At 73.5% G+C, this 24,717-nt stretch carries 12 protein-coding genes and 12 pseudogenes; 2 read left to right on the top strand and 22 right to left on the bottom strand.

From position 1 onward, the window contains the following. Positions 1–377: 377 nt before the first annotated feature. Positions 378–1,172, bottom strand: a 795-nt coding sequence (locus tag UK94_RS20545; protein WP_235488930.1) for a hypothetical protein, incomplete at its 3' end; no start/stop codon positions are given. A gap of 2,015 nt (positions 1,173–3,187) precedes the next feature. Here UK94_RS20545 and UK94_RS20535 point away from each other — a divergent pair. After that, positions 3,188–3,859, top strand: coding sequence for a response regulator transcription factor (locus UK94_RS20535; RefSeq protein ID WP_055751142.1), 672 nt, complete (start codon positions 3,188–3,190; stop codon positions 3,857–3,859). Positions 3,860–4,291: 432 nt separating this feature from the next. Here the strand turns inward: UK94_RS20535 and UK94_RS59770 are convergent. From UK94_RS59770 to UK94_RS20500, 13 genes and pseudogenes are all read right to left on the bottom strand, one after another. Then, positions 4,292–4,603 (bottom strand): annotated as a pseudogene (locus tag UK94_RS59770) (hypothetical protein); the annotation flags it as partial. 1,313 nt (positions 4,604–5,916) lie between these two features. Continuing rightward, positions 5,917–6,334, bottom strand: a pseudogene (locus tag UK94_RS59765) (SAM-dependent methyltransferase); the annotation flags it as partial. A 1-nt stretch (position 6,335) separates the two neighbouring features. Next, positions 6,336–6,545: pseudogene (locus UK94_RS59760) on the bottom strand (SAM-dependent methyltransferase); the annotation flags it as partial. 1 nt (position 6,546) lies between these two features. After that, the coding region (locus UK94_RS59755) for an SAM-dependent methyltransferase (protein ID WP_235488927.1) at positions 6,547–6,795 on the bottom strand (249 nt) is incomplete at its 3' end. Positions 6,796–6,925: 130 nt separating this feature from the next. Beyond that, a complete protein-coding gene (locus UK94_RS20515) occupies positions 6,926–7,624 on the bottom strand; it encodes a response regulator transcription factor (protein WP_011604128.1) in 699 nt (232 codons plus the stop codon). Continuing rightward, positions 7,621–8,273, bottom strand: a pseudogene (locus UK94_RS74505) (two-component sensor histidine kinase); the annotation flags it as partial. The gene UK94_RS20515 and the pseudogene UK94_RS74505, both read right to left, overlap by 4 nt. 1 nt (position 8,274) lies before the next feature. Then, on the bottom strand, positions 8,275–9,156 hold an 882-nt coding region (locus tag UK94_RS59750), incomplete at its 3' end, for a histidine kinase (protein ID WP_235488925.1). 4 nt (positions 9,157–9,160) lie between these two features. After that, positions 9,161–9,236 (bottom strand): annotated as a pseudogene (locus UK94_RS74500) (hypothetical protein); the annotation flags it as partial. 7 nt (positions 9,237–9,243) lie between these two features. After that, a pseudogene (locus tag UK94_RS59745) lies at positions 9,244–9,339 on the bottom strand (ABC transporter permease); the annotation flags it as partial. 1 nt (position 9,340) lies between these two features. After that, positions 9,341–9,621: pseudogene (locus UK94_RS59740) on the bottom strand (ABC transporter permease); the annotation flags it as partial. Position 9,622: 1 nt separating this feature from the next. Beyond that, positions 9,623–9,724 (bottom strand): annotated as a pseudogene (locus tag UK94_RS59735) (ABC transporter permease); the annotation flags it as partial. 1 nt (position 9,725) lies between these two features. Then, a pseudogene (locus UK94_RS59730) lies at positions 9,726–9,913 on the bottom strand (ABC transporter permease); the annotation flags it as partial. 80 nt (positions 9,914–9,993) lie between these two features. Further along, on the bottom strand, positions 9,994–10,989 hold the full coding sequence (locus UK94_RS20500) for an ATP-binding cassette domain-containing protein (RefSeq protein WP_055751136.1): 996 nt from the start codon (positions 10,987–10,989) through the stop codon (positions 9,994–9,996). Positions 10,990–11,238: 249 nt separating this feature from the next. On the opposite strand from UK94_RS20500, the gene UK94_RS20495 reads away from it, so the two are divergent. Then, the gene (locus UK94_RS20495; protein WP_235488922.1) at positions 11,239–11,820 is read left to right on the top strand and encodes a sigma-70 family RNA polymerase sigma factor; all 582 of its coding nucleotides are present in this window, start codon (positions 11,239–11,241) and stop codon (positions 11,818–11,820) included. Positions 11,821–11,826: 6 nt separating this feature from the next. On the opposite strand, the gene UK94_RS20490 is transcribed toward UK94_RS20495, so the two are convergent. From UK94_RS20490 to UK94_RS59705, 8 genes and pseudogenes are all read right to left on the bottom strand, one after another. Then, a complete protein-coding gene (locus UK94_RS20490) occupies positions 11,827–13,266 on the bottom strand; it encodes a right-handed parallel beta-helix repeat-containing protein (protein WP_011604123.1) in 1,440 nt (479 codons plus the stop codon). A 68-nt stretch (positions 13,267–13,334) separates the two neighbouring features. Continuing rightward, positions 13,335–14,384, bottom strand: a complete 1,050-nt coding sequence (locus UK94_RS59725; protein WP_235488998.1) for a hypothetical protein — start codon at positions 14,382–14,384, stop codon at positions 13,335–13,337. A 1,513-nt stretch (positions 14,385–15,897) separates the two neighbouring features. Further along, on the bottom strand, positions 15,898–17,013 hold a 1,116-nt coding region (locus UK94_RS20480), incomplete at its 3' end, for a hypothetical protein (RefSeq protein WP_235488920.1). 1,810 nt (positions 17,014–18,823) lie between these two features. Continuing rightward, the coding region (locus UK94_RS20470) for a hypothetical protein (RefSeq protein ID WP_235488917.1) at positions 18,824–19,168 on the bottom strand (345 nt) is incomplete at its 3' end. A 3,038-nt stretch (positions 19,169–22,206) separates the two neighbouring features. Further along, positions 22,207–22,618, bottom strand: a pseudogene (locus tag UK94_RS59720) (sporulation protein); the annotation flags it as partial. A 1-nt stretch (position 22,619) separates the two neighbouring features. Continuing rightward, the coding region (locus UK94_RS59715) for an AAA family ATPase (protein WP_235488977.1) at positions 22,620–22,890 on the bottom strand (271 nt) is incomplete at its 3' end. Between the two features lie 171 nt (positions 22,891–23,061). Next, positions 23,062–23,224, bottom strand: a pseudogene (locus UK94_RS59710) (hypothetical protein); the annotation flags it as partial. A 1-nt stretch (position 23,225) separates the two neighbouring features. Next, a pseudogene (locus tag UK94_RS59705) lies at positions 23,226–24,716 on the bottom strand (AAA family ATPase); the annotation flags it as partial. Between the last annotated feature and the right edge of the window lies 1 nt (position 24,717).

Raw genomic sequence — 24,717 nt, 5'->3', positions numbered from 1 at the left:
AACCCCGGGGCCGGCAAACCCCGGGGCCGGCAAACCCCGGGGCCGGCGATGCCCGTCCCCGGTCCGACGACCCGTTCGTCGGACCGGGGACGGGCGATGGTGTGATCCGGCGGCCGGGCTGGGCCGCGGTCACGGGCTGGGCCGCGGTGAGTTGCCGGTCAGGACACCGGACGGACGGAGATCTGGTCCATCTGGATCCAGCCGTCCGTACCCAGTCCCCAGAATCCGCAGAACACCGTGACCGAGGTCCGGTCACCTGGATTGAACGGCCGCACGATCTCCTGGTACTGGCCGGCGGGACTCGGGCCGAACTGCTGCTCGACCGGCGGCCAGACACCCGACAGCCGCACCCCGAAGAATCCGGTGTTCACGTCGGNACCCGCGCCGTGGCCGGAGGTCCGGACCCAGCCCCGCAGCACGTAGTTCGTGTTCGGCCGGACCGGGATGTCCTGTGCGAGGGCGTTCCAGCTCCGGCTGGCGGTGCGGATGAACGCGTTGTTCGGCCCGGTGCGGGCCAGGCCGAGCCCCCGGTCGACGCCCTTGGTGTCGGGGCCCTCCGTCCGCCAGGGTGCGGACACGGCCCGGACGGGCTGCTCCTCGAAGCCGCCGTCGCCGACCGCGTCGATCCGGGCGTGGAACACCGCGGCGTCGTGGGTGAACCGGAACAGCGGGCTTCCCGCCCCGCCGTAAAGGTGCGAGATGGTGATCCGGTTGTCCAGGGCCACCTTCTGGTACGACACGTTGAAACTGTCAAGGTTCCAGTTGTCACCGCCGATGCCGCCGCCGAACGTGGTGCCGAGCGTCACCCCGGTGATCTCGGAAGGATCCAGCGAGACGCCGAAGAGCGCCCGCAGGTCGAGTCCGACCTGATGGAACGAGTTGTTGGACCAGCTCGCACCCTGGTTGACGGTCCGGAACGTCCGCGCTCCCCGGAACGTCGTCGACACGGTGACGTCGACGTTGTCGTTGCCGCCGCGCAGATCATCGCCCCCGGTGGTGAACCCGAGCACCAGGCAGGGCGCCGCGCCCGCGTTCGACGAGCACTGGTTGACATCCGCGCGCGCCGCCGGGGCGACCGCGACCACAGCCCCGAGCAGGGCGAGCAGCACCGCCAGGGCCAGGCCGAGCGACCGCCGGGCGCCGGCCCGCGCAACACCGTCAGTGATGGTCATGCATTCGCCTTCCTCTCGTGCCGACGCCCGTCGCCGGCACGGTCAGAATCAGCCGGGTAACGCTGCGAGACACGCCGGTGATCCCTCCCCTTGGGCAGGGAAAACCGGTAGCCGCTGGGAGGGGAATCCGGGGTGGCAGAGCCGGCGAGGGCTGACATGGTCGCGGTGGACGGCGCGCCAGCGCGGGGAGGAGACGCGGTGACGACAGCCGCCGCCGACGTGGTGCTGTCGGTGCTGTCGGTGCTGTTCCTGCCGATTGCCGGGGCGCTCACGTGGTCGCTGGGATCCGCCGGTCTGCCGAGCCGGGTCTGCGGCGTGTTCCTCGTGCTGGGCGGCCTGCTGGCCCGCAGGCGTCGACTCGACCCGCAGACAGGGCGGTTGATGATGCTGTCCGGCCTCGCGATGTACCTCGGCGATCTGCGCTTCAGCCCGCAGCCGGTGGTCTTCGCGGTCGGTTTCTGGCTCGCCTACCTGTACGCGGGTTTCCTCGGCCAGCTGGCCCTGTCCTTCCCCGCGGGGCGGGTCCGCGGACGGGTCGACCGCTGCCTGGTCGTCTGCTGCTACGCGGTGTCCGTCGGCAGCCAGATCGCCTACTACGCCGTGGACGGGGCCCGCTACCCCTGGATGGATCGCGGGCACCCGAACACGCCGGTGGCCCGGGCCGCAAGCCTGTCGTTCTGCCTGCTGGCCGCCGTCGTGCTCGTCCGCCTGGGCCAGCGGTGGGCGGCGGCGAGCCGGCCCGAACGGCGGATGACCGGTGCGATCTGGGGGCTGGCGCTGCTGGGCGGAGCCTTCGCGACGGGCAGCGCCGTCACGTCGGCGCTGAACGGCCCGAACCAGCTCCGGCTCGGGCTCATCGCGCTGTCCTCGCTGGCGGCGGCGATCATCCCCGTCGCGCTTGCCGTCGGACGAGTGCGGGTCCGTTTCGCGCGTGGNCGCGTCGCGCGGCTGGTCGTCGAGCTGGAGTCCGACCCGAACCCGCGTCACCTGCGGGATGCCATGGCCGGCGTGCTCGCGGACGACACCCTGGAGCTCGCCTACCGGCTGCCCGGGGACGCCGGCTGGGTGGACATCGCCGGGCGGCCGGTGACCATCGGATCGCCAACCGACGGGCGCCACCACACCCGGGTGCACCGGCGCGGACGGGAGCTGGCAATGGTCACCCACGACCCGGCGCTGTCCGGCCAGGGTCCGCTGATGGAGGCGGTCCTCGCCGCCGCCGGCCTGGCGCTGGACAACGCGCAGCTCCACGCCAGCCTGCAGGCCCAGCTCGAACAGGTCCGCGCGTCCCGGTTGCGGCTGGCGCAGGCCGCCTACGACGAGCGGCGCCGCATCCAACGCGACCTGCACGACGGCGCCCAGCAGCGGCTGCTCGCCATCCTCGTCCTGCTGGACGGCGCCCGGCACGCCATGTCGCACCACACCGCGGCCGACGCCGCAGGTCGCGCGTTCGGCCTGGTCGAACGGGCCCACCGCGAGCTGGGAGTCGCGATCGGCCAGCTGCGCGACCTCGCGCAGGGCATCTACCCCAGCATCCTCGTCGAGCAGGGGCTGGGACCGGCGGTGGAGACGCTCGTCGAACAGGCCCCGCTCCCCGTCGCCGCGACGATCCCCGCCGACCGCTGGGACCGGGAGATCGAGGTCGCCTGCTACTTCGTCCTCGCCGAGGCGCTGGCGAACGTGCAGCGCCACGCGGACGCGACCTACTGCGCGATCCGGGTCGAGCCCCACCCCGGCGAACTGCTGTTGCGGATCACCGACGACGGGTGCGGCGGTGCCCGCCCCGGGCGCGGACACGGCCTGCGCAACCTGCACGACCGGGTCGCCGCCCTCGACGGCACCGTCACCCTGCACAGCCCGGCCGGCGGCGGCACCCGGCTGCTCGTCCGCCTTCCCCTGCCGGGCCCGCAGGGGCGCAACCGCAGTGCCNGAACACCCGGTGCAGCGCCACTCGCCGCCGAACCCGTCAGCGGCCACCAGCGGACCATCGTGACCGACGAGCCCCAGGAGGATGCGTGCGTGTAGTCATCGGCGAGGACGAGGGGCTGCTTCGCGAGGCCCTGACGGGCGCCCTGGAGCAGTGGGACGTCGAGGTCGCCGCAAGCGCCGGCACCCCGACGGAGATCGTCCGGCTCGTCGACGAGGTTCGGCCCGACGTGGTGATCCTCGACATCCACATGCCGCCGGACTTCACCGACGAGGGCCTGCGAGCGGCCGAGCGCATCCGCGCCGCCCACCCCGACATCGGGCTGCTCCTGCTGTCGCACTACGCCGAGGTCGTCTACGCCGAGCGCCTGCTCAGCCTCCAGCCGGACACCCGGGCGGTCGGGTACCTCCTCAAGACACAGGTCGGCAGCCTCGCCAACCTCGTCGACGCGCTGCGGCGGGTGTCCGAGGGCGACATCGTCATCGACCCGGAGATCATCAACCGGCTGATGTCGCGGCGGCGCCGACGCAACCCGCTCGACCGCCTCACCCCGCAGGAACGCCGGGTGCTCGCCCTCGTCGTGGAGGGGCGGACGAACCGGGGCGTGGCCGAGGTGCTGTCCTGCAGCGTCGCCACCGTCGAGAAGCATCTGGGGACGATCAACGACAAACTCCAGCTACGCCAGGGCGCCGGCGGCACGGCGGTCAACCTCCGCGTCCTCGCCGTCCTCGCCTACCTGCGTCACAACGACGCCCCCTGACCGGGCGCCGCCCCCCAAACAGACGCCGCCGCAGCGGACGCCGCCACAGCAGAGATGCCGCCACAGCACCTACACGGGGCACATGGTCGTCGGGGCGTTGCGGTCCCGAGGTCCCGAGGCTTCCTCCGCGCGTAGGTGTGTGCCGAGTCGGTCGATCTCGTAGCCGTCGGGGTAGACGCTCGCGATCAGGTCGAGGACGACCTTCGGCGCCCGCTTGTCGGTGGCGTCCTGGGCCGCGTGCTCGCGGGTGGCGCGGTGAACCCGTTCCCGGTAGGCGGCGTCGGGATAGTCGTAGCCCAGGGCCGCGACGATGCGGGGATCGGTCAGGCTCATCAGGACCTTCTCCACCCGCGGGGCGATGTGCGCCGGCACGACGGTCGCCAGCAGCCGGAGCGCGGATTCGGCGAGCCGCCGGTTCGCCGGGGCGAAGCNCACCTGCCGGTCGAAGTAGTCGTCGCGGAAGGCGACCATCTCCGCGACGGTGGCGGGCACGTCCCGGATGTTCATGTGCAGGGCCTGCACGCGCTCGAATTCGACGACGCCGCGCACCTCGTGCTCGGTGAGCTCCCGCCAGCCGTACTCCCGGGCCGCCGTGAGCTGGCCGAGGGTGGTCTCGACCGACACGGCCGTGAAGTCCTCCGCGGTGATCGCGTACTTGCGGTGCATCTCGTTCATCCGCCGCAGCGCGTCGCGCCCCCGACCCGGCACGAATCCGTGGGTCAGCATCTCATGGTGGATGAGCATCTGGTCCACCAGCCGTTTGNGGTTCCGGAACTCCAGCTCACCGGTGCGAATCAGGATGCGGGTCATCCGGGGCGGCGAGATCGTCGCGAAGAAGCCGGTCGCGATCTGCGGCAGCAGGGCCCGCTGGAAGTCGCGGTGAAAAAGATGGGCGATCTCCCGGGCATTCTCGACGGGATCGAGCGCCAGAATCCTGTCCCGTAACGCGTAGGGGTCCCTGTCGTGACTGCTTGTGCTCATCGGTCGTCGCCTCCGCTCNCACGCCGGTCGAGCCTCGATCGGGCGCTCGCCGGCCCCACCGGCCTCCGGTGCCCCTCATTTAGTATGACGAAATCACGTGGATGTCCAGGGCTGCTCGGACGGTGGGTGACGCGATGGATGCCGGTCGGCGGTTGACGGTGGTCACCGGGCCTCTCCGGTGGTATCGGACCTGGTCGTTCGTTCCTCGCGGTGATGCTCTGCGGCGAGCGTGGTCCGAGGCGAGCACTCCCCGCGACGGGGATGTGCGATTCGTGCTGTGCTCCCTGGCGGATCGGCCCGCCGGTCCGGGTCCATGGTCGGAGTGGGAGGGCTGGCCGTCCCACGCCGACCGGGCGTACCAGGGCGAGGCGGCCGACCTGCTGTTGGTGACCGTCCGGGCCAGGGTCGCCCGGGACTTCCGCGGGGGTCTGTCCTTCGACGTCCACCGGCCGGGCGCCGATCCCCAGGACGCCTGGACCTCGGCGGGACCGTCCTCGCCGGGATCGACTTCGGCGGCAGCGTCCTCGGCGGGACCGACCTCGGCCGGAATGCTGATCGCCGAGGTCCCCGAACCCGACTGGCTGGTACACCGCCTGCTGACCCACCGGGGCCGGCTCCCGCGGGCGCCTGACCCGGCGGCCCGGCACGCGTGGGACGAGCGGGTCGAGTACGCCCTGGTCACGGGCGACGGTCGGGAGCTGTGGCTCTCAGGCAGCATGGGCAGCTCGGAGGTCGTGGCCGCGGTCGACTGCCAGGAGTCCGACGAGCGGGTGGCGGTCCGGGTGCGCATCGGGGTGGATCCGGCCCGCCCTCGTCCCCGGCCGCCGCGGNCCGGGAGCGAGGGCGGACTTCGCTACCAGGGCAGCACCGGAGCGGCCCGGCGCTGGACCACCAGCACCCGGCTGGCCCTGCCCCTCGGGGACCGAGCCGTCCACGACGTGGGGCGCCCCGACAACGCCGCCCGGAGCGCGGCCCGGGAGGCCTGGCGGCGGGGACGGTGACCGCGAGGGCGTCACCGTGGTCGCCGGCCGCTCCCCTGGGTACCGGCCCCGGCCCCTCCACGTGCCGTGACGCGACTACACCTTGCGGGCGACGCCGCCGTAGGCGCTGACCTGGGCGTCGGTCAGGTCGGCCGGGATGGCGCCGTCGGGACGCCAGCGGTGCACCAGCTGCACCCCGGGCTCGACCAGCTCCAGCCCGGCGAACAGGCTCTCGACCTCGGCCAGGCTGCGCAGCCGGGTGGGAATGCCGCGGCGCCGGTAGGCCTCGGCCGCGGCCGCCACCGCCGGATCGATGTCACCGGTGCCGTGACTCAGGACGAGGTAGCTGCCCGACGGCAGCGCCTCGAGCAGCTGGCGCAGCAGGCCGTGCGGGTCGTCGGAGTCGGGGATGAAGTGGAAGATCGACATTAGGGACAGGGCGACCGGCCGGCGCAGGTCGAGGGTGTCGCGCAGTTCGGGGGCGCCCAGGATGCGCTCGGGGTCGCGCAGGTCGNCGTCGAGGTAGGCGGTGGCGCCCTGCGGGCTGCTGGCCAGCAGGGCACGGGCGTGCGTGAGCACGATCGGATCGTTGTCGGCGTAGACGACCCGCGAGTCCGGGGCGATGCTCTGGACGGTCTCGTGCAGGTTCGGCGAGGTGGGGATGCCGGTGCCGATGTCGAGGAACTGGCGGATCCCGACCTCACCGGCGAGGAAGCGCACCACCCNAGTCATGAAAGCCCGGCTCGTCCGGGCGGCGGTGGCCACGTTCGGGGACGCGATCAGGGCCTGCTCGGCGGCTTCCCGATCGGCGGGAAAGTGGTCCTTTCCGCCGAGGTAGTAGTCGTACATCCGGGCTGAATGCGGCTGGTCCGTCCGGAGATCCACCGGGCTGCGCTCCTCGACGAGACTCTGCCACCACCGCCCGCCCGCCGGGTCCCGCTCGCCTGCTCCCGTCACCGCGGCCAGCCCCCTCACATCAGGACGAACACCTCTAATCACCCTAACCGCAGCGGGTTCTCGTCCGCAGCGGAGGTCGGCGCCGGCCTGCGCAGGGAGCCGCTGCCAGGGCAGGCAGGTCAGGCAGGTCAGGCAGGTCAGGCGCCGCTCAGGTCGTCCCCGGCTGGGTGGGTGGCCGGTCGGAGGGGCGCACGAGGCCCGTCTCGTAGGCGAAGACGACCGCCTGCACGCGGTCGCGCAGTTCCAGCTTCGCGAGGATCCGGCCGACATGGGTCTTCACGGTGGCCTCCGACAGCACGAGGTGCGCCGCGATCTCGGCGTTGGAGTGTCCGGCCGCGACCTCGCCCAGGACGACCAGCTCGCGGTCGGTGAGGCGGGCCAGGCGGGGATCGGCGGGAGCGCGCGGGCTGTCCGGGTCGGGCAGCCGATGGGCGAAGGTGTCGAGCAGCCGGCGGGTGATGCTCGGCGCGACCACCGCGTCGCCGACCGCCACCGCCCGGATCGCGGACAGCAGGTCCGCCGGACGCACGTCCTTGAGCAGGAAGCCGCTGGCACCCGAACGCAGGGCCGCGTAGGCGTACTGGTCGAGATCGAAGGTGGTCAGGATGAGGATCCGGGCCGTCCCGCCGGCGGCGATGATCTGACGGGTCGCCTCGATCCCGTCCATTCCGGGCATCCGGACATCCATGAGCACGACGTCGGGTGCGAGCTCGGCGGTCAGCCGGATCGCCTCCGCGCCGTCGCCCGCCTCCCCGGCGACGGTCAGATCGGGCTGCGAGGACAGCACCATCCGGAAGCCGAGGCGCAGCAGCGGTTGGTCGTCCACGAGCAGGACCGAGACGGTCACGAGGCCACCCGCTGCGCCGCGACCGGCCGCGGCACGGGGCCGCCCAGCATCGCGCCGCCCAGGGCGGGGCTGTGCTGGGCGGGGCCGTGCTGGGCAGGACCGTGCTGGGCAGGACCGTGCTGGGCGGGACCGTGCTGGGCAGGACCGTGCTGGGCGGGGTTGCCCGGCACGGCGCCGTCGGCGGACGCGACCGGCTCGGGATCGGCGGGCAGCCGCGCGTGGACGCGCCAGCCGCCCGTCGGCCGCGGCCCGGCGACCACGATGCCGCCGAAGGCCGCCACCCGTTCCCGCATCCCGACGAGCCCCTGCCCCCCGGAGCCGCCGGGCACGCCAGAACCGCCGGGCACGCCAGAACCGCCGGGGCCGTCGAGGATTTCGACCTCGAGTGCGCCGGCGCCGTACCGCAGCCGGACCTGTGCCGTCGCCGCGGGCCCGCCGTGCTTGAGGGTGTTGGTCAGGGCTTCCTGGACGAGCCGGTAGACGCTGAGCGCGGCGCCGCCGGACAGCACGAGCGGCTCGCCGCTGATCTCCATGGTGACGGGCAGGCCGGTCGCCCGGACCTGCTCGACCAGTCGGTCGAGGTCACCGAGACCGGGCTGGGGCGCGCGGGTGTCCTGCTGCGCGTCGTCGCGCAGGATGCCGAGCAGCCNGCGCATCTCCCCGAGCGCCTCCCGGCCGGTGTCGGACACGGCCTGGACCGCCCGGCCGGCCTCGGCGGGGTCGGTGTCGAGGGTGAACGCCACCCCGTCCGCGAGGGCGATCATCACGGAGAGATTGTGGGCGACGACGTCGTGCATCTCGCGGGCGATGCGGGCCCGTTCGGCCGCGGCACCCAGGCGGTTCTGCTGGTCGCGTTCGCGTTCGAGGCGGGCCGCGCGGTCCTCCAGGTAGGCCAGCCGCGCGCGGCGCCCACCGATGTTCACCCCGGTCGCGCAGGCCGCGATCATCATGCCGGTGAGGAACACGAAGGCGCTGAACATCTCCCGCACCGGCGGCCCGCCCCAGCGCACCGCCGCCAGCACCACCCCGAGCTCGGTGACGCCGGCCGCGAGCAACGTCCAGCGGCGGGGCCGGGCCGCGGCGACGGAGTAGAGGGCGATGAGCAGCGCCGCGTCGCCGGGCGAGGTCACGTCGAGCAGCCACTGGACGAAGGCGATCGCGGCGAGCAGGGCGAACACCGCCAGCGGCCGCGACCGCCGCCAGATCAGCGGAACCAGCAGCACGGCCGCGAACACCAGGCCCGGCGCCTGCCGCTCGGGATGCAGCACCGCGGCGATCAGCGCCAGCGCCGCGCACGGCAGCACGATCGCCGCGTCGACCCCGGTCGGATGCGCCGCGAGCAGCCGCAGCAGCCGACCGGGGCTGCGCGGGCCGGGCAGATCGTCGACAGCCACGTCGAGGGCCACGGGCTCCATTGTGCTCGCGGTGGCGCTCGCGACGACCCGCCCGAAGGCCCGACCGATGCCCTGCCCGAGGGCCCGGCCGATGCCCCGCCGGATGCCCCGACCGGTGCCCCGCGCCGAGGAGGCCACGAGGCTAGGCGTCCCGTCGCCGCAGGACCACCGCCGCGGCGGCCAGCAGCACCGCCGCGTACCCGCAGAACAGCCCGAAGNCGGTCNAGGGCCCGAGCGAGGAGGAGTCCCGCACGACGGTGAAGATGTCCTGGCCGGCGCTGCTGGGCAGGTACGGGTCGATGTTGTTCGACCAGCTCGACGNCAGGAAGTTGACGATCAGCGGCAGGATCAGCAGCACCCCGAACAGGGTGGCGATCCCGCCGGCGGTGCTGCGGACCAGCGCGCCGAGAGCGACCCCCAGCAGGGCCACGACCGTCAGATAGAGGCCGCCGCCGAACACGGCGGTGAGGACACCCGGATGACCGAGCGTGGTGTCGATGTGCTTCGACGACAGCATCGCCTGGCCGCCGACGAAGGCGACGAACGACGAGACCGTCATCAGCACGAGCGTGACGACCGCGAACACGATCGACTTCGCCCACANCACCGGCAGGCGGTGGGGCACCGCGGTGATCGTCGCGCGGATCATGCCCGTGCCGTACTCCCCGCTGAACATCAGCACGCCGAGCACGCCGATCGCGAGCTGNGCGAGGAACACGCCACTCAGACTCGTGTTCGTCGGATCAAAGGTGAGCCGGTCGATCGGCGACTCCTGATCCCAGTGGCTGGCCTGCGCCCACGAGATGAGGATGCCGAGGGCGACCACAAAGACGATCGCCGCGAGCAGGGAGAACAGGGTCGAGCGCAGGGACCGCAGCTTCGTCCACTCGGACAGCAGGACCCGGCGCTGGGTGACCCCGTAGCNGGCCTGCGCCGTCAGCTCGCCGCGCACCNGTCGCACGTCCGCCACCGTCGTCATGATCTCGCTCCCGCCCCGTGCGTCTCCAGGCGGGCGCCGCCCGCCGCCTGCGCCGGCCCGTCCCCCGGCTGGTGCGGCAGCGCCGCCGCCGAGCCGCCGTGGTACTCGACGGCGTCATGGGTCAGCGCCATGAACGCCTCCTCCAACGACGCCTGCCGCGGCGTCAGCTCGGACAGTGCGATGCCGGCGGCGGCCGCGACCTCGCCGATCCGATCGCTCGGCAGCCCCGACACCTCGAGCACGTCGGCGCCGTCCGCGCGGATCGTCACGTCCGCGGACAGCAGCAGATCCCGCAGCTCCGGCGCGCGCGGCGACCGGACGTGCACCACGTTCTCGGAGGCGCCGGCGACGAAGTCCGCGACGGACATGTCCGCGATCAGCCGGCCCTGCCCGATGACGACGAGATGCTCGGCGGTGAGCGCCATCTCGCTCATCAGGTGGGACGACACCAGCACCGTGCGCCCCTGCGCGGCCAGATCCTGCAGCAGGGTGCGGATCCAGCGGATGCCCTCCGGGTCGAGACCGTTGACCGGCTCGTCGAGGATCAGCGTCCCGGGATCCCCGAGCAGCGCCGCGGCGATGCCCAGCCGCTGCCCCATGCCCAGCGAGAAGCCCCCGGCCCGCTTGCGCGCCACGCCGCCCAGCCCGACGAGCTCGATGACGTCGGCGACCCGGCGGCGCGGGATGCCGTGGGTCTGGGCGAGAGCCAGCAGGTGGTTGTAGGCCGACCGACCGGTGTGCACCGACCGCGCCTCCAACAACGCACCGACCTCGCACAGCGGTGCCCGGAAATCCCGGTACCGCTGCCCGTTGATCAGGACGCTGCCCTCGCTCGGCTGGTCCAGACCCACGATCATCCGCATCGTCGTGGACTTTCCCGATCCGTTCGGACCGAGAAATCCGGTGACGATGCCCGGCCGGACCGTGAAACTCAGCTCCGACACGGCGACTTTTTCGCCGTAGCGCTTGGTGAGACCTTGCACCTCGATCATTGCTGATCGCCCATCTCTAGGGATCCAAGTCCAGCAGTGCCGAACCTAATCCGCTGGCAACGTCGCAACGACGGCCCACAGAGCGATCTTTGCGGCGCCGACGTCCTCCTTGCGGCGTACCCGCCTACGCCGCAGGAGGTATCCGGCCCCGCCGAGGTAGGGCTAGCCCTCCGGCCGGATCGGGTCCGCCCCCGCAGGCGTAGGGAGCGCCTGGTATCGGGCGCGGCGCCGAACGGCGACGGTCGTAGCATGACGCAATCGCCTGCGAACACGGTGGAACCGCCTGCGATGTCGGTGGAACGGCCTGCGGTGTCGGTGGAACCGCGGACGGCGGATGACCATTTCGACGAGCTCGTGCGCCTGCACCGGACGACCCTGCTCGCCTACGCGACCCGGCTGACCGGCGGCGACCGCGGGCGGGCGGAGGACGTCGTGCAGGAGACCTTTCTGCGCGCCTGGCACCACCTCGACCGGTTGACCCCCGAGCGCGGCTCGGTCAACGGCTGGCTGCGCCGGGTGGCGCACAACCTCGTCGTCGACGGCTACCGGGGACGTCGGGCCCGGCTGACCGAACTCGAGCTGGAGCCCGAGCACACCGAGGTCCAGGCCCAGCCGGACCACGCCGAATCGGTGCTGGTCGCCGCCACCGTGCAGGCGGCGCTGGGCCGGATCTGGCCCGAGCACCGGGCCGCCCTCGTCGAGGTCTACCTGCGCGACCGCACCTGCGCGCAGGCGGCGGCGGCCCTCGGCATCCCCGAGGGGACGGTGAAGAGCCGGGTGCACTACGCACTGCGGACCCTGCGCCGGCAGGCGGAGCTGACCGTCCTGTAGGGCGCGTCAGGGACGGGACGCGGTGCGGCCCGCCGGGATCGCCATCGGACCCGGACCCGGACCCGGACCTGCAATGGTGCCGGGAACGCCGTCCCGGCGGGTCGCGACGCCACGCATCCGCAACCGCGACGCCTGCGTCGCCAGCCGTACCGCCTCGCCGCCGGTGCCGCCGATCACGCCGCCGTCGATCGAGACCGCCCGGTCCGTCTCGACCAGAACCCCGGGCCCGCGGTCGCCCACCAGCTCCGTGTCCGTGACCGTGGCCCGGGTACCGGGTCCGAGCACCAGGGCGGCGCCCGCCGTGCCGCGTACCCGGCTGCGGGACAGCCGCGGATGCGCCGACTCCCGCACCTGGATGCCGACGTCGACGTCGCCGATGTCGAGCCCGACCAGCCGCGGCGCCGCGGCGTCCTCGACCGACACCCCGAGCGGGCTGCCGTGCACGCGGACGCCGTCCAAGCAGGCCGTCGAGGCGCCGAGCAGGAGGACCCCCACGTCACCGCAGCCGACGATCTCCCCGCCGAGGAGGGTCGGGCGGGCGTCACCGTCGACGACGACCCCCGCCGCAGCGCTGCCACGCACCGCACAGCGCTGGATCTCGGCCGCCGACCGACCCGAGACGTGCAGCCCGTGGCCGGCGGGGCTGTCGACCACGCACGCGACCAGGCTCGGCGCGGCCAGGTCCACGGTGACCACCGCCGGACCGGCGGTGTCGCGAAACCGGCAGTTCTCGACGGTCGGCCGGGCCCGGTCGGCGACATAGAGACCGACCTGACCGCCGTCCACCAGCGAGCCGACCATCCGCAGGCGGCAGTCCGCCCGGGCGAGGACCGCGGCGCTGGACAGCGAACTGATCCGACAGCGGTCCAGCAGCGCCGCTCCCGTCCCGGCCGCCAGCACACCCACGCCCTCGACGTCCGTGAACGCGCAGCCGCGCAGGATCGGCGTCGCCCCGCCCGACACGGTCAGACCGGCACCGCCGATGCCCGCCAGGGCGACGCCGACGAGTTCGGCGAGGCCGGCGGAGACCACCACCCCGGCGCCGGCGGGATTGCCGATCCGGCCCCCGACCACGCGGGTCCGCCCGCCGCGCAGGTGCAGCGCCACCGCCGCGGTCGCCCGCAGATCGCAGGTGTCCATCCGCAGCCGCCCACCCACAACACGGATCAGCGACGCTCGCTCGTCGCCGCCACGGATCTCCAGCCCCCGCAGCCTGATGTCCCCGTCGGCGACGAGCAGGGTCCCCCCGGGCGGTACCTCGATCACGACGCTGCCCGGGCCCTCGCGCGCGACCAGGGTCACGTCCCGGGTGAAGACGAGTGACTCCCGGTACAAGCCCGGGCGCAGCGCCACCGTGCCGCCCGGATCGGCGACGGCCAGCGCCCGGGCGATCTGCGCCGCACCCTCGGCCGGCGCGGCGAGGTCGGACCGAACGGCTGCGGTCATCGCGAGGCTCCCTGGGGCGGGGTGGCGGGGTGGCCGGGTGGCCGGGTGGCCGGGGCCGGGTGGCGGGGTCACGTCGTCGCGGCCGGTCCCAGGGCGTCGGCCAGGCGGGCGCCGTCGGGCGCGAAGGCGCGGCCGCCGGCGCCGACGCCGAGGGCGAACCGCAGTCGCTCGGGCAGCGCACCGTCCGGCCCGCCGGGCGCACCCGCCCCGCTCGCGGCGGGAGGCCGGTCGGCGAGCACGTCGCGCAGCCGCCCGAGCGCGCGCTGCGCCAGCGCGGCGTCGACCCGGCCACCGACCACCTCGCGCAGCAGCACCCGCGTGGGGGCCTCGCCGGCTCCGGCGCGGCCGTCCTCGTCCTCGGTCGCCCGGTCGACGGCGAGGACGACGAACCGGGTGCCGGCCACGAACAGGGCCTCGCACGACGAACCGCCCGGCGTCGCGTCCGCACCGAGCCACGTCGTCCGGCGGGCCGTCGAGGACCAGATCACGTACTCCACGGTGCGTCCCGGCAGCTCCCAGGGGGCCGTCGACACCTCGAGGAAGGCGGGTTCGACGAGCATGTCCCCCGGCCGGTGACGCGAGAGCACGTCCGGGCTCGCAGCCGCCGGGCGGAACACCGGGCCCACCACGGCCGGTAGCCGACCGAGGCCGGCCTGGACGCAGCGGGCCAGCAGGATCAGGCCGTCGTCGTCCGGCCGCCGCTCGGCGCTGCGCAGCGCCGCGTTCACCGACCGGCCGGCGGAGTCGAGCCGTCCCGCCGCCGAGAGATAGGCGCGGACCGCGACCAGCCCGGCCAGCAGGTCGTCCGCGCCGGCTCCCGCCCGCAGGCCCGGCTGCAGGGCAAGGGCGCCCATCACGGCGCGTGCGTGCGTCTCGTAACGCCACCCGAGCAGCGTCCGCAGCCGGTCCCGGTCCTCCACCGTCACCCGCGGCAGCACCGCGAGCCAGGGCAGGAGGTGCCCGGTGTCAGCCCGGTCCGCGCCGAAGCCGCCACCGGCGGCGTCCCAGCCGGAGCGGCCTCCCTCGAACCGGCCGCTCCCGAACCGGTCGCTCCCGAACCGGTCGCCCTTGGCGTGCGCCCCTTCGAAGCTGCCGTCGCCGGCGACCTGACGGGGCACGCGCGCCGCTTCGTGGGTCCCGTCCGCGGAGCTGTCGGTGGCCGTGGCCTCGGTCGGGTCGGGCAGAGGAGGCGCGTTACCGGGGACGTGGTGGGGGGCCGCCGCCAAGTCCCGGCCGTGGCCTGGAGCCTCCTCGACCGCGGATTCCACCGCGGAGCGGACCGGAGCCGCCGCGGGCCGGGTGCGAGTGTCAGCGGGCGGCGTCCGCCGATGCCGACGCGAGCCGGGCCGCGCCCCGCCGCCCACGTCGGCCCCCGGATCCGTGCCCTGCGAGGGTGCCTGCGCCGGCGACCGCTCGACCGGAGCGGAGGGCCCCTGGAGACCGGACCCGGGGGGCGGGGAAGCGGGGGGCGGGGAAGCGGGGGGCGGGGATGGGGATGCGGGAACCGGCGGTGACCAGGGCGTCGCCGTGGGAAGGGCGCGCCGGACGACAGGCGGAATCGGACCTGGAGCGGACGGTTGCCCTGCAGCCGGCGTGGCAAGCGCCGCAGGTAGCGGCACCGGCGCGATCGCCGGCACGGGGAGCGGCCTGGGTTCGGCCGGTTCGGCCGTGCGAACCGGTGCAGCGCGCTCGCCCGCGCGCGCCGTCGCGAGCCCCTCGTGCGGCAGCCACGGGCCGACGGCCGTCGACGCTTCCGCTTCGTTTCGCCCATCGGCCGGCACGGACCATCGGCGGAACGACGTTCCGGTGATGGCCCCGCCCGGCAGCAGCAGGACACCGGCGTCCGCGGTGTACACCGGAACTCCGACCCCGGTGAGCAGTGCACGGGCCAGGGCGGCCAGTCGGTTCGGCGCCGGCTGCGGATGCGCCAGGACCAGNAGCGGCCGGCCGCGCCACTCGGGACAGGCACGGATCAGCCGGGCCAGCAGTGCGGGCGGGACGGGGCGACCGTTGACCTGGAAGCCTGCCGGGCCGGTGCCCAGGTGAACGGTGAACATCCCGGGTGGGGCCACCGGCAGCCGCGTCGCAGCGGCCAGGTCCGGCTCGAAGAACCGACCGGCGGCGGTGGCGAGGGTGCCCTCGAGCAGCCGCGCCAGGATCGGTTCCGTCGGCTCCTGCGGGGGCGTTGCCCGTGCCCGTCCGGCGCGATCCCGCGGGGCCGGTGACGGCGAGGCCACCAGCCGCGGCACCGGCCGGCCCGCGGCGGTCCATCCGACGCTCGTCTCGGGGAACAGCCAGCCGGAAACCGCACCGAGGGGAACCGGATCCGGACCCGACCCCGCGCCGGGTCCCGGGTGATGGTCGACGGCCTCGGTCTCGTCGTACCGGTCAGCCCAGTCGGGCCAGGCATCGGCGACAGGCACGGGCACGGGCACGGTGGCGGTGGCGGTGGCGGGTTCGGCACCGACGAGATAGCCGGTGGCGAGGCTCATGGCGTAGCCGGCTTCATGTCGGGTCCTCACGAGGCCCGGACCCGCGCCGAGGTCCCCCACGGTCACGACGCGTCCGGGCGACGGACTCGCCCGACGGCGGGACGATCGACGCTCCCTCGTCCTGCGGCCGCCGACTCANCACGGCCGCCAGCACGCGGTGCAGGACGACCTCGTCGATCCGCTCGGCGGGTTCGCCGTGCTCCAGGTGCCACCGGAACCCCTGCTCCGGCGCGATGCCGTACTCGCGCAGGTAGTAGCCGACGGCGTCGGTCCACACCCACCTGCCGTCCGTGCGAAACGTGCCCGGCACGACGTCCCCTCGGGCCGGGTCGAGGAGGTCCGGCATCGGCGAGGAGCCGCCGAAGAGGGCGACGCCGTTGTCCAGGTAGCCGAGCAGGCGGGCCCGAACGGCCACGTTGGTGATCCGGGGCCGGTCCGGGGCGAAGTGCGGTCCGGTGACCGGGTCGGCCGCGTCGAACACCCGGGCGACCGACACGCCGAGCGCCGGTTCACGCGACCAGAGCAGGGCTCCGCACAGGCGGGCGAGGGTCTGGTAGGAGGGCGTTTCGGCACCCACGACGCTCACCTCGACCTGCGGGTCGGGCTCCCCGGCGGCGGCCAGCGCGGTCTGCAGCCGTGCGGTCACCTCGGCCGGGTGTCGCGTACCCGCCTCGATCGTGACGGCGAAGACCCGCTTCGGCGGCGCCCAGGGCTCGCCCGCGGCCGGAACCCGCCAGGTCCGCCACAGGCCGGCGGCGTCCGGCTCGGCCAGGACAGCCGCGAGAATCGCCTGTTCGGTGTCGGCCAGCTCGGACGGCCCCACGCCGGCGGTCAGATCGACGGGCAGGGATGTCGCCGTCCCGTCGGCGTAGGGATCACCGGAGCGGAACTCCCAGGCGGTCAGGGGACGCTCGGCGATGGGCAGGGTATCCAGCGCTCCCAGCCGCCCGTCCTGCTCCTGCCCGGCGGCCCTGAACTCCTCCCGGGCCAGCCCGATCTCGGCGCCGCCGACGTCGAGCCGGCCGGCGGCCACGGCAAGCGTGATCGCCTGGGCGAGGTCGAACCGCCGGCCCTGCGCCAGCCGGAAACGCGCCGCGCTGATCAGCTCGTCGGGCAGGAAGCCGGCGAGGCCGAGCAGCGCCCGATGCCAGGCGTCGGCCATCCGTTCGTCACGAGCGTCGGAAGCGACACCGTCGATGCCTCCCGCCGACACGACGCTGGGCGGGGCCTCGGTCACCAGTACCTCCAGGGTCACCAGTACCTCCAGACTTGCCGGAACAGCTTGCCGTCGGGTCCACCGGCGCGGGCCCGTTGGCCGCAGCACGGCCCTGTCNGGCCGCCTGGTTCACAGGTGGGCCGCACAGGGCACCCATGGAACGGACTCGCCGGGCTTCGGGGTGGGCAAACGCGCGGGCTCCGCACCCACCGCCACGCCCGTGGCGCCTACACCGGGCTGGTCGTCGTTCCCGCGGGCGTCGGCGTCCCCGACGCCTCGGTGTTCTGGCCCTGGCTGTCACCCGGCCCGGGCAGCGGCTGGCCCTGACTCACCTGGAGGGTCGCGTCCGGCCCACCGTTCACCATGCCCGACAGCGCCCCCACCGGCTCACGACCCCGTTGGGTCAACGGCTCGACCCCCCGCTCCACCTGCTCGGTCTGCTCCTGCGTCCGCGCGGCCGGCGGATCCGAAACGTCCGCCTCGCGACCCCGTGGGGTCAACGGCTCGACCTTCCGCTCCACCTGCTCGGTCTGCTCGGTCTGCTCCTGCGTCCTCGCGGCCAACGGATCCGACACGTCCGAACGCTCCCGCACCTCACCGGCTACGGGCGTCGTCGTTCCCGCGGGCGTCGGCGTTCCCGACGCCTCGGTGTTCTGGCCCTGACTGTCACCCGGCCCGGGCAGCGGCTGCCCCTGACTCACCTGGAGCGTCGCGTCCTGCCCGCGCCTCACCATGCCCGACAGCGCCCCCGCCGGCTCCCGACCCCGCTGGGTCAGCGGCTCCCCCGCCCGCCCGGGCACCACCTCGTTCGACGCCTCCACCGATCGACTGCGCAGGCCCGGCGTCAGCGGATTGACTCTGCCCTCGGTGGGCTCGCCGTCCTGGGGCTTCTCCGACCGGCGGAACTGTTTCCGGCCGCTCGTTCCCGCCACGCTGTTCAGCCTTTCCGTCGCGGTCTGATAGGCGTCCTGCAGCGTGGTCGAGAGTTCCCGGGCTCGCGCGTCGAGCGTGTCGAGTTCGCCGTCGATCCAGGTGGTCACGGCGGTGCTGGCGGCGCTCCACACCGGGGGCTGGGCCAGATCGCCGCCGAAGTCGGCCATCCCGCTCGGGAGTCCACCCACGGCGGACGAGGAGTAACCGGCGAGAACCTGCGCCACCGTCGCCGTCGTCACCGGTTGACCGAAAAGATAGTTCTGCATGTTGGCCGCGATAGNGTTGATCCCGTCGGCGGGCCCGTTGTGCAGCGCTGATTTCTGGTAGGCGTCAGCCATCCCCCGGCCGAACGTGGCCAGCGCCTCGCCCACGGTGTGCAGCGTGTCGGCGATCGTCGGTGGACCGGCCAGTAAGTCGTGATAGGCGGACACAGCCTCGGCCAAGGCGTTCACACTGGTGAAGATCTCCCCCGTCGCGGTCCCGGCGGCCGGTGCGTCGCCGCCACCGAACAACTGGGCGGCGTTTGTCAGGTCGCCGCCGGCCGCACCGAGATGGTCGGTGTGCAGCCGCACCGTCTGCTCGGCGTCCCACAGCCGCCGGACGTCCATGAGACCCAGTGTCCCGGCGGCCAGCTCGTCGACGATGCCGTCCAGGGTCGACACCGCGGAACCCCAGTCCGCCAACGCCTGGATGTTGAGGCCGACGGTGAACAGCGGGCTGCCGAAGGGGCCGTAGGTCCACCATCCGGGAGTGCCGAAGGTGATCCAGCCACCGACCGGAGACGCGGCACCCCNCAGATCCGCCTTGACACCCGTGACAGCCGCCAGCGCGGAGGCGAAGTCGGTCAGCGTCCCCGGCTCACTCACAACTGCTCGGTACCCTCGCGCCGGCTGCGCACGGTGCCCAGTGAGCGCANGGTGCCCAGTGGATGCCCCACCGCCTGGTCGAACTGCTCCGCGGTGACGGTGGCCAGGTCCTCCGTGTCGTTGAAGATCGATCGTCCCTGAGCCAGGGCCGCGCGCAGGTCGGTCACCCCGTTGACCAGGAAGTCGTTGGTCTCACTGATCATGCCGAACAGCGAGGTACCGGCGCCGACCAGGTCGACGGCCGGCGCCCAGGTCTGACCAGCCGGTTGAAGCTGCACGTCGGCCGTCAGCGGCAACGGACCGGCCGCGCCGTCCGTGAACTCCTGCAGGGTTCCACCCAGCTGGCCGATCAACTGATCGTACTTGGCCGAGTCGAACTCGATGGTGCCGCTCACCGCAGTCCTCTTCGCATGCTCACTGCACGGCGCGAGACCGGTCCCCGGTTCAGGCATGCCAGCAGACGATCATGGCGGCCCCACCTTGGTGGGAGTGTTTCCCCGCCGGGACCGGGATGCCACCCCCGCCTCCCCTTACCGAAAAAGGGCTCGGACGGAGAATGTCCGACAGATGAAATGTAGGAGAAGGCGTTGTCGGTTGCCGCCGAAGGACATCTGCTCCCGTCGAGCGGAACATCCCCGTGACCTGCCCGGTCCGCCCAGCTCAGAAGCCATTCCTCGACGCGACGAGACCAGTCGGGGGCCGATGTTCCGGGGACGTACTAGACCGTGGTCTATACCCCAGGTAGCTTGCTAGAGGTAGACATTTCGGGAGGAACCATGCGATCGATCGNCTCACCCCGGCGGAGTCCGATCCGGTGACGTACGGCCTCGGCATCGATCTCGGGACCACCTTCACCGCGGTGGCGATCGGCTGGCCCGACCGCAGGGAGATGGTCAGCCTCGGTAATCGCAGCATCGTCGCCCCCACGGTCGTCTACGCCGGCCGCGACGGGCACCTGCTGACCGGAGATGCGGCCGACCGCCGCGCCCTGAGGGAACCCGATCGGGCGGCACGGGAGTTCAAGCGCCGGCTGGGCGATCCGACCCCGGTACTCCTCGGCGACGCGCCGTACTCGCCGGCCGCGCTGCTGGCCGCAGTGCTGCGCGACGCGGTCGGCAGTGCGATCCGGCTGCAGGGTGGACCTCCGCAGCAGATCGTCCTGACCCGGCCGGCCGTGTGGGGGCCCTACCGCATGGAGCAGTTCGACGAGGTCCCGCGGCTGGCCGGGCTGGTCGACGTTACCCTCGTGACCGAGCCGGTGGCCGCGGCGACCTACTACGCCACCGGCCGGCGCTTGTCCGACGGCGACGTCATCGCCGTGTACGACCTCGGTGGTGGCACGTTCGACGCCGCGGTGCTGCGGATGGAGGCGGGCCAGGCGCGGATCCTCGGNAACCCGGAGGGCATCGAGTGGCTGGGCGGCGCGGACTTCGACGAGGCGATCCTCCATCACGTCGACCGGGAGCTCGACGGCGCCGTCACCGCGGCCGATCCCCGCGACCGCGACAGCGCCGTGGCGCTGTCGCGGCTGCGTCAGGAGTGTGTCCTGGCCAAGGAGGCCCTGTCCGCCGACGAGGACACGGTCATCCCGGTGCTGCTGCCGGGAATCCGTCAGGACGTCAAGCTCGGCCGGGCNCAGTTCGAGGAGATGATCCGACCTGCGATCGAGTCCACGGTCGAGGCGCTGCACCGTGCACTGAGCTCCGCCGAGGTCAGGCCCGACGACCTGTCGGCGGTGCTGCTGGCCGGCGGCTCCTCACGCATCCCGCTGGTGGCCCGGATGATCGAGGCGGCGACGGGGCGCCCCACCGTCGTCGACGCGCATCCCAAGCACGTCGTGGCACTCGGCGCGGCCGGGGTCGCCGCGCTGCTGGCTCCCGCCGCCCTCCCGCCACCGGCGCCCCCAGGGCCGACCACTCCCGTCCCCGCCGGGCAGGCCTCCCCCGCCGCGGCGGCTCTCCCCCTCGTCGCCGACTCCGGCAATCACGGGCAGGGCGCTGCCAGCCCGCCGGTCGGGGCGGTGAGTGCGGTCGACCAGGACGGAACTCCCCCAGCGGGCACCGCCCCCGGCACCGACACCGGTGAGCCCGCAGCCGGCGCGGACGACGGCACCGGACCGCCGGCCGGCCCCGGGGTTCAGGACGGCGAGAACCAGGACGGCCAGGGCCGCCTCCGGAGCCGGGGCCGGGGCCGAAACAAGGAACGCGAGGAACGCGGCAAGGACGGGGACAAGACGGCCGACCCGGNGAGGCGAGCACGCGCTCGGCGCCGACGGCAGATCCTCATCGGCTCCGTGGGCATCCTGGTGGCTCTCGCGGTGGGAGGCACCGCGGTGGCACTGGGCGTCGACAACTCGGACTCCCCCAGCCTGGCCTCCTCCGCCGCCGTCCCACTGACACCACAGCGCACCGCTGCGCCGACCGGACCGCCGACCGGGCCGGCGACGTCGGAGGCCATCGACCTGACCAGTGGCACGGCGGCCACCTCCGACCCGCCGACTCCGGCGGCCACCTCCGCTCCGGCAGGCGTCCCACCGGCCGCGGTCACTCCCGCGGGTCAGGCCAGCCGGCTCCCGGCCAACCCGGCCAGGCCAGCTCCGGCGCCTTCGGCAGCCGCTCCGAAAGTGGCCCCGGCCGCGGCGCCCGCGCCTGCCCCCGCCGCAGCCCCCGCCCCGGCCCCGGCCCCACGGGTCACCGCCGTCCCGGCGCCGGGGCCGCAGACCTCCTGGACGTTCGTCAACGTGTCGACCAGTCTGTGCCTGGACAGCGACGCCTCCGGAGCGGCCTACACGAAGGGCTGCAACGGCGGCGACTACCAGCGGTGGAAGCTGGTGCAGGCGAGTGGCGGATACCAGCTCAAGGACCTCGCGACGGGCCTGTGCGAAGGGGCCAGGTCGAACATCGGGTCGGACGGCACCAAGTACCAGGGCTCGGTGTACACCGCGGCCTGCGCCAGTCAGGCGAGCCTGACCTGGAGCTTCGCGACCAACTCGTTCGGTTACCAGTTCACCAACGTCGCCACCGGGGAGTGCCTCGACAGCAACGGGCAGGNACGTGCCTACACCCAGGACTGCAACGGGGGGAACTTTCAACACTGGTCCCGCAACTAGAGGCCGGTGACCTGATCCAGCCCTTCGACCCCCATGGTCTCGAGGCCGAACGCCCAGTCCCCGAGGGATCCACTGGCGAGCAGGGAGCGGTCGGCGGGCTGGATGACGGCATAGGTCTCGCCGACGGCAAGGAGGCGGGCCGTCGTCGGATCGGCCCCGTACCGCTCCACCAGGTCCAGGGGGGTCACGCCGAGGGTGACGGTGAGGCAGAACGGCCGGTAGCGGACGACGGCCTCCCACCCGTGTTCCAGGGGCGACTGGGTCATTNCACGCTCCGGATCTGACCGTGGCCGGTGAACATCCAGGCGACGTCCCCGGGACTCCTCAGCGGGCGAGAGCCGCCGTCACGTCGCCCGGGAGAAGGTTCTGCAGGTCGTCCACGGTCGGATCGGGCATCTTGCGCAACCGGCTCGCCTGCCGGGTGATGGCCTTGTCCAGAAGCTGGCGGGCGTAACGGCCGTTGCCGAACGTCTCATCCCGGCGCAGCGTGTCGAAATGCTTCCGGAGGACCTGCAGGGTGCCGCCGTGCGGCTCGTAGCCGCCGGCGCGGGCGAGATTCTCGAAGATCGCCACAAGCTCGTCCGCCGAGTAGGAGGCGAACCGGATCTGATGGCTGAACCGGGACGCCAGCCCCGCGTTGCTCGCCAGGAACTGCTTCATGTCGCCGGTGTAGCCGGCGGCGATGACGACGATCTCGTCGCGGTGATCCTCCATCAGCTTCACCAACGTGTCGATCNCCTCCCGGCCGAAGTCGTTGCCCTGGCCGCGCGAGGACGACAGGGCGTACGCCTCGTCGATGAACAGGACGCCGCCACGGGCCTTGTTGAAGACCTCCGTCGTCTTCACCGCGGTGTGGCCGACGTACTGCCCGACCAGGTCGGCGCGCGACACCTCCACCATCTGCCCGGTGCGCAGGACGCCCATCGCGGCGAGCAGCTCGCCGTAGAGCCGGGCCACCGTGGTCTTGCCGGTCCCGGGTGGCCCGGCGAAGACCAGGTGGCGGGACATCGACGGCGCCGGCAGCCCGGCCTCCGCGCGGGCCTTGGCCGAGGCGATGAGGTCGACCAGGTCGGCGACCTCGCGTTTGACCTCGTCCAGGCCGATCATCGCGTCGAGCCGCTGCATCAGGGCGTCGACCACCTGACGCTGGCCCGCCGCCGCGTCCCGGCCGCGAGCGGNGGTCTCGGCCAGGTCCTCCGGCAGCAGCCGGGCCAGCTCCAGCTCGGGGGCGTCCGGGGTGGTGGCCAGCCGGTACGCCTGGCGGCCCAGCATCTCCTCGAACACCTGGCGGGCGGCCCGGGCGTTGCCGAAGGTCTCCGTGCGCGGCAGGGTGTCGAAGTGCNGGCGCAGGGCCTCCTGCGTCTCGTACTCCAGGGCGTAGTGGTGCTTGCGGCACAGCCGCTCGACGATGGTGACCAGCTCGGTGCTGGAGTAGCTCTCGAACTCGATGGTCTTGGAGAACCGGGAGGCCAGGCCCGGGTTGGCAGCGAGGAAGGTGCGCATCTGCGGCGAGTACCCGGCGACCACCACGACGAGTTCGTCACGCCGGTCCTCCATCAGCTTCACCAGCGTGTCGATGGACTCCCGGCCGAAGTCGTGCCCGCCGCCGTCCGCCGGCGACAGGGTGTAGGCCTCGTCGATGAACAGCACGCCGCCGAGCGCCGCCTCGAACTTGGCGGTGGTCTTCACCGCCGTCCCGCCGACATGCTCCGCGACGAGGTCCGCGCGGGCGACCTCCACCATCTGCCCGCCGGGCAACACCCCGAGGGCGGCCAGGATCTTGCCGAACAGCCGGGCGATGGTCGTCTTGCCGGTTCCCGGCGGTCCGGCGAAGACGAGGTGCCGTGACATCGGCGGCGCGTGCAGCCGGGCCTCCTGGCGCCGCTTGGCCACCTGGTGCAGCCCGACGAGCGTGGCCACCTCCCGTTTGACCCCCTCCAGCCCGACCAGCGCGTCGAGCTCCGCCAGCAGCGCGGTCACCGGATTCGACCCGTCCGGCGGGTCGGCGGACGGTCCGCCGCCGACGGAACCCGGGTCGGGGCGGGAATGCTCCCGCTGGACGGCGATCGGATCGCCCGGATCCTTCTCCGGTGCGGCGGATGGCGGTGCGGCGGGAGGCGGTGAGCCCGCGGGGTTTCCCGTCCGGGACGGCGGGGAGGGGTCCGGCATCCGGGTCGGGTCACCCCCCGCGGGGGAATGCGGCCGGTCCGCCGGCTGCGGTGCCCAGCGCGAGGCGGCGTCGGCATCCCGATCGACGGCGCCGGGGTCCGCGGGCGACCAGTCGGCGGCGGCCCGATCCGAGGCGTCATGCGGCGACTGGGGCGCGGGGTCGGCCACGCGGGCCGGGGGCGGCGCGGGAAGCTCGATGTTGTTGTGGCCGGTCTCGACGCCGCTGATGCGCAGCTCGGTGGTCGGCGTCGCGGTCCGCACCGCTTCCCCGCCGTTGCCGCGCATCACGCCGCCCTGGATGACGACCGGCCGGTTGGTCTCCACCAGTACGCCGGGCCCGGCGTTGCCGACGAGTTCGGCGTCGGAGACCGTTGCCCGTGTGCCGGGTTCGAGCACGAGTCCCGGGCCGGCCGTGCCGTGCACGCGGATGCGGGACAGGTTCGGGTGGGCGGCGTCGCGGACCAGGATGCCGGCGTCGCGCGCGCCGTCGACCTCGACGCCGGCGATCGAGGGCCGCGCCGCCGCGGTGATCTCGATGCCGATCCGGCACTGCGTCAGCGTGGAGTTGTGCAGCTCGGTCGTGGCCGCCCCCGCCAACCGCACCCCGGCCCGGGTGGCGCCACGCACGCGGCCGTCCTCGAACCGGCCGGCACCACCGGCGGCGTN

This window comes from Frankia sp. AvcI1, from assembly GCF_001420875.1.
Taxonomy (GTDB): Bacteria; Actinomycetota; Actinomycetes; order Frankiales; family Frankiaceae; genus Frankia; species Frankia alni.
The sequence above is the reverse complement of the archived record's forward strand: the minus strand, read 5'-3'. Positions and strand labels throughout refer to the sequence as shown.

Excerpts from the sequence above, each read along its gene's own strand:
- UK94_RS20500 (WP_055751136.1), bottom strand. The coding sequence starts at position 10,989 with ATGATCGAGGTGCAAGGTCTCACCAAGCGCTACGGCGAAAAAGTCGCC.
- UK94_RS20495 (WP_235488922.1), top strand. The coding sequence starts at position 11,239 with ATGACGCAATCGCCTGCGAACACGGTGGAACCGCCTGCGATGTCGGTG.
- UK94_RS20490 (WP_011604123.1), bottom strand. The coding sequence starts at position 13,266 with ATGACCGCAGCCGTTCGGTCCGACCTCGCCGCGCCGGCCGAGGGTGCG.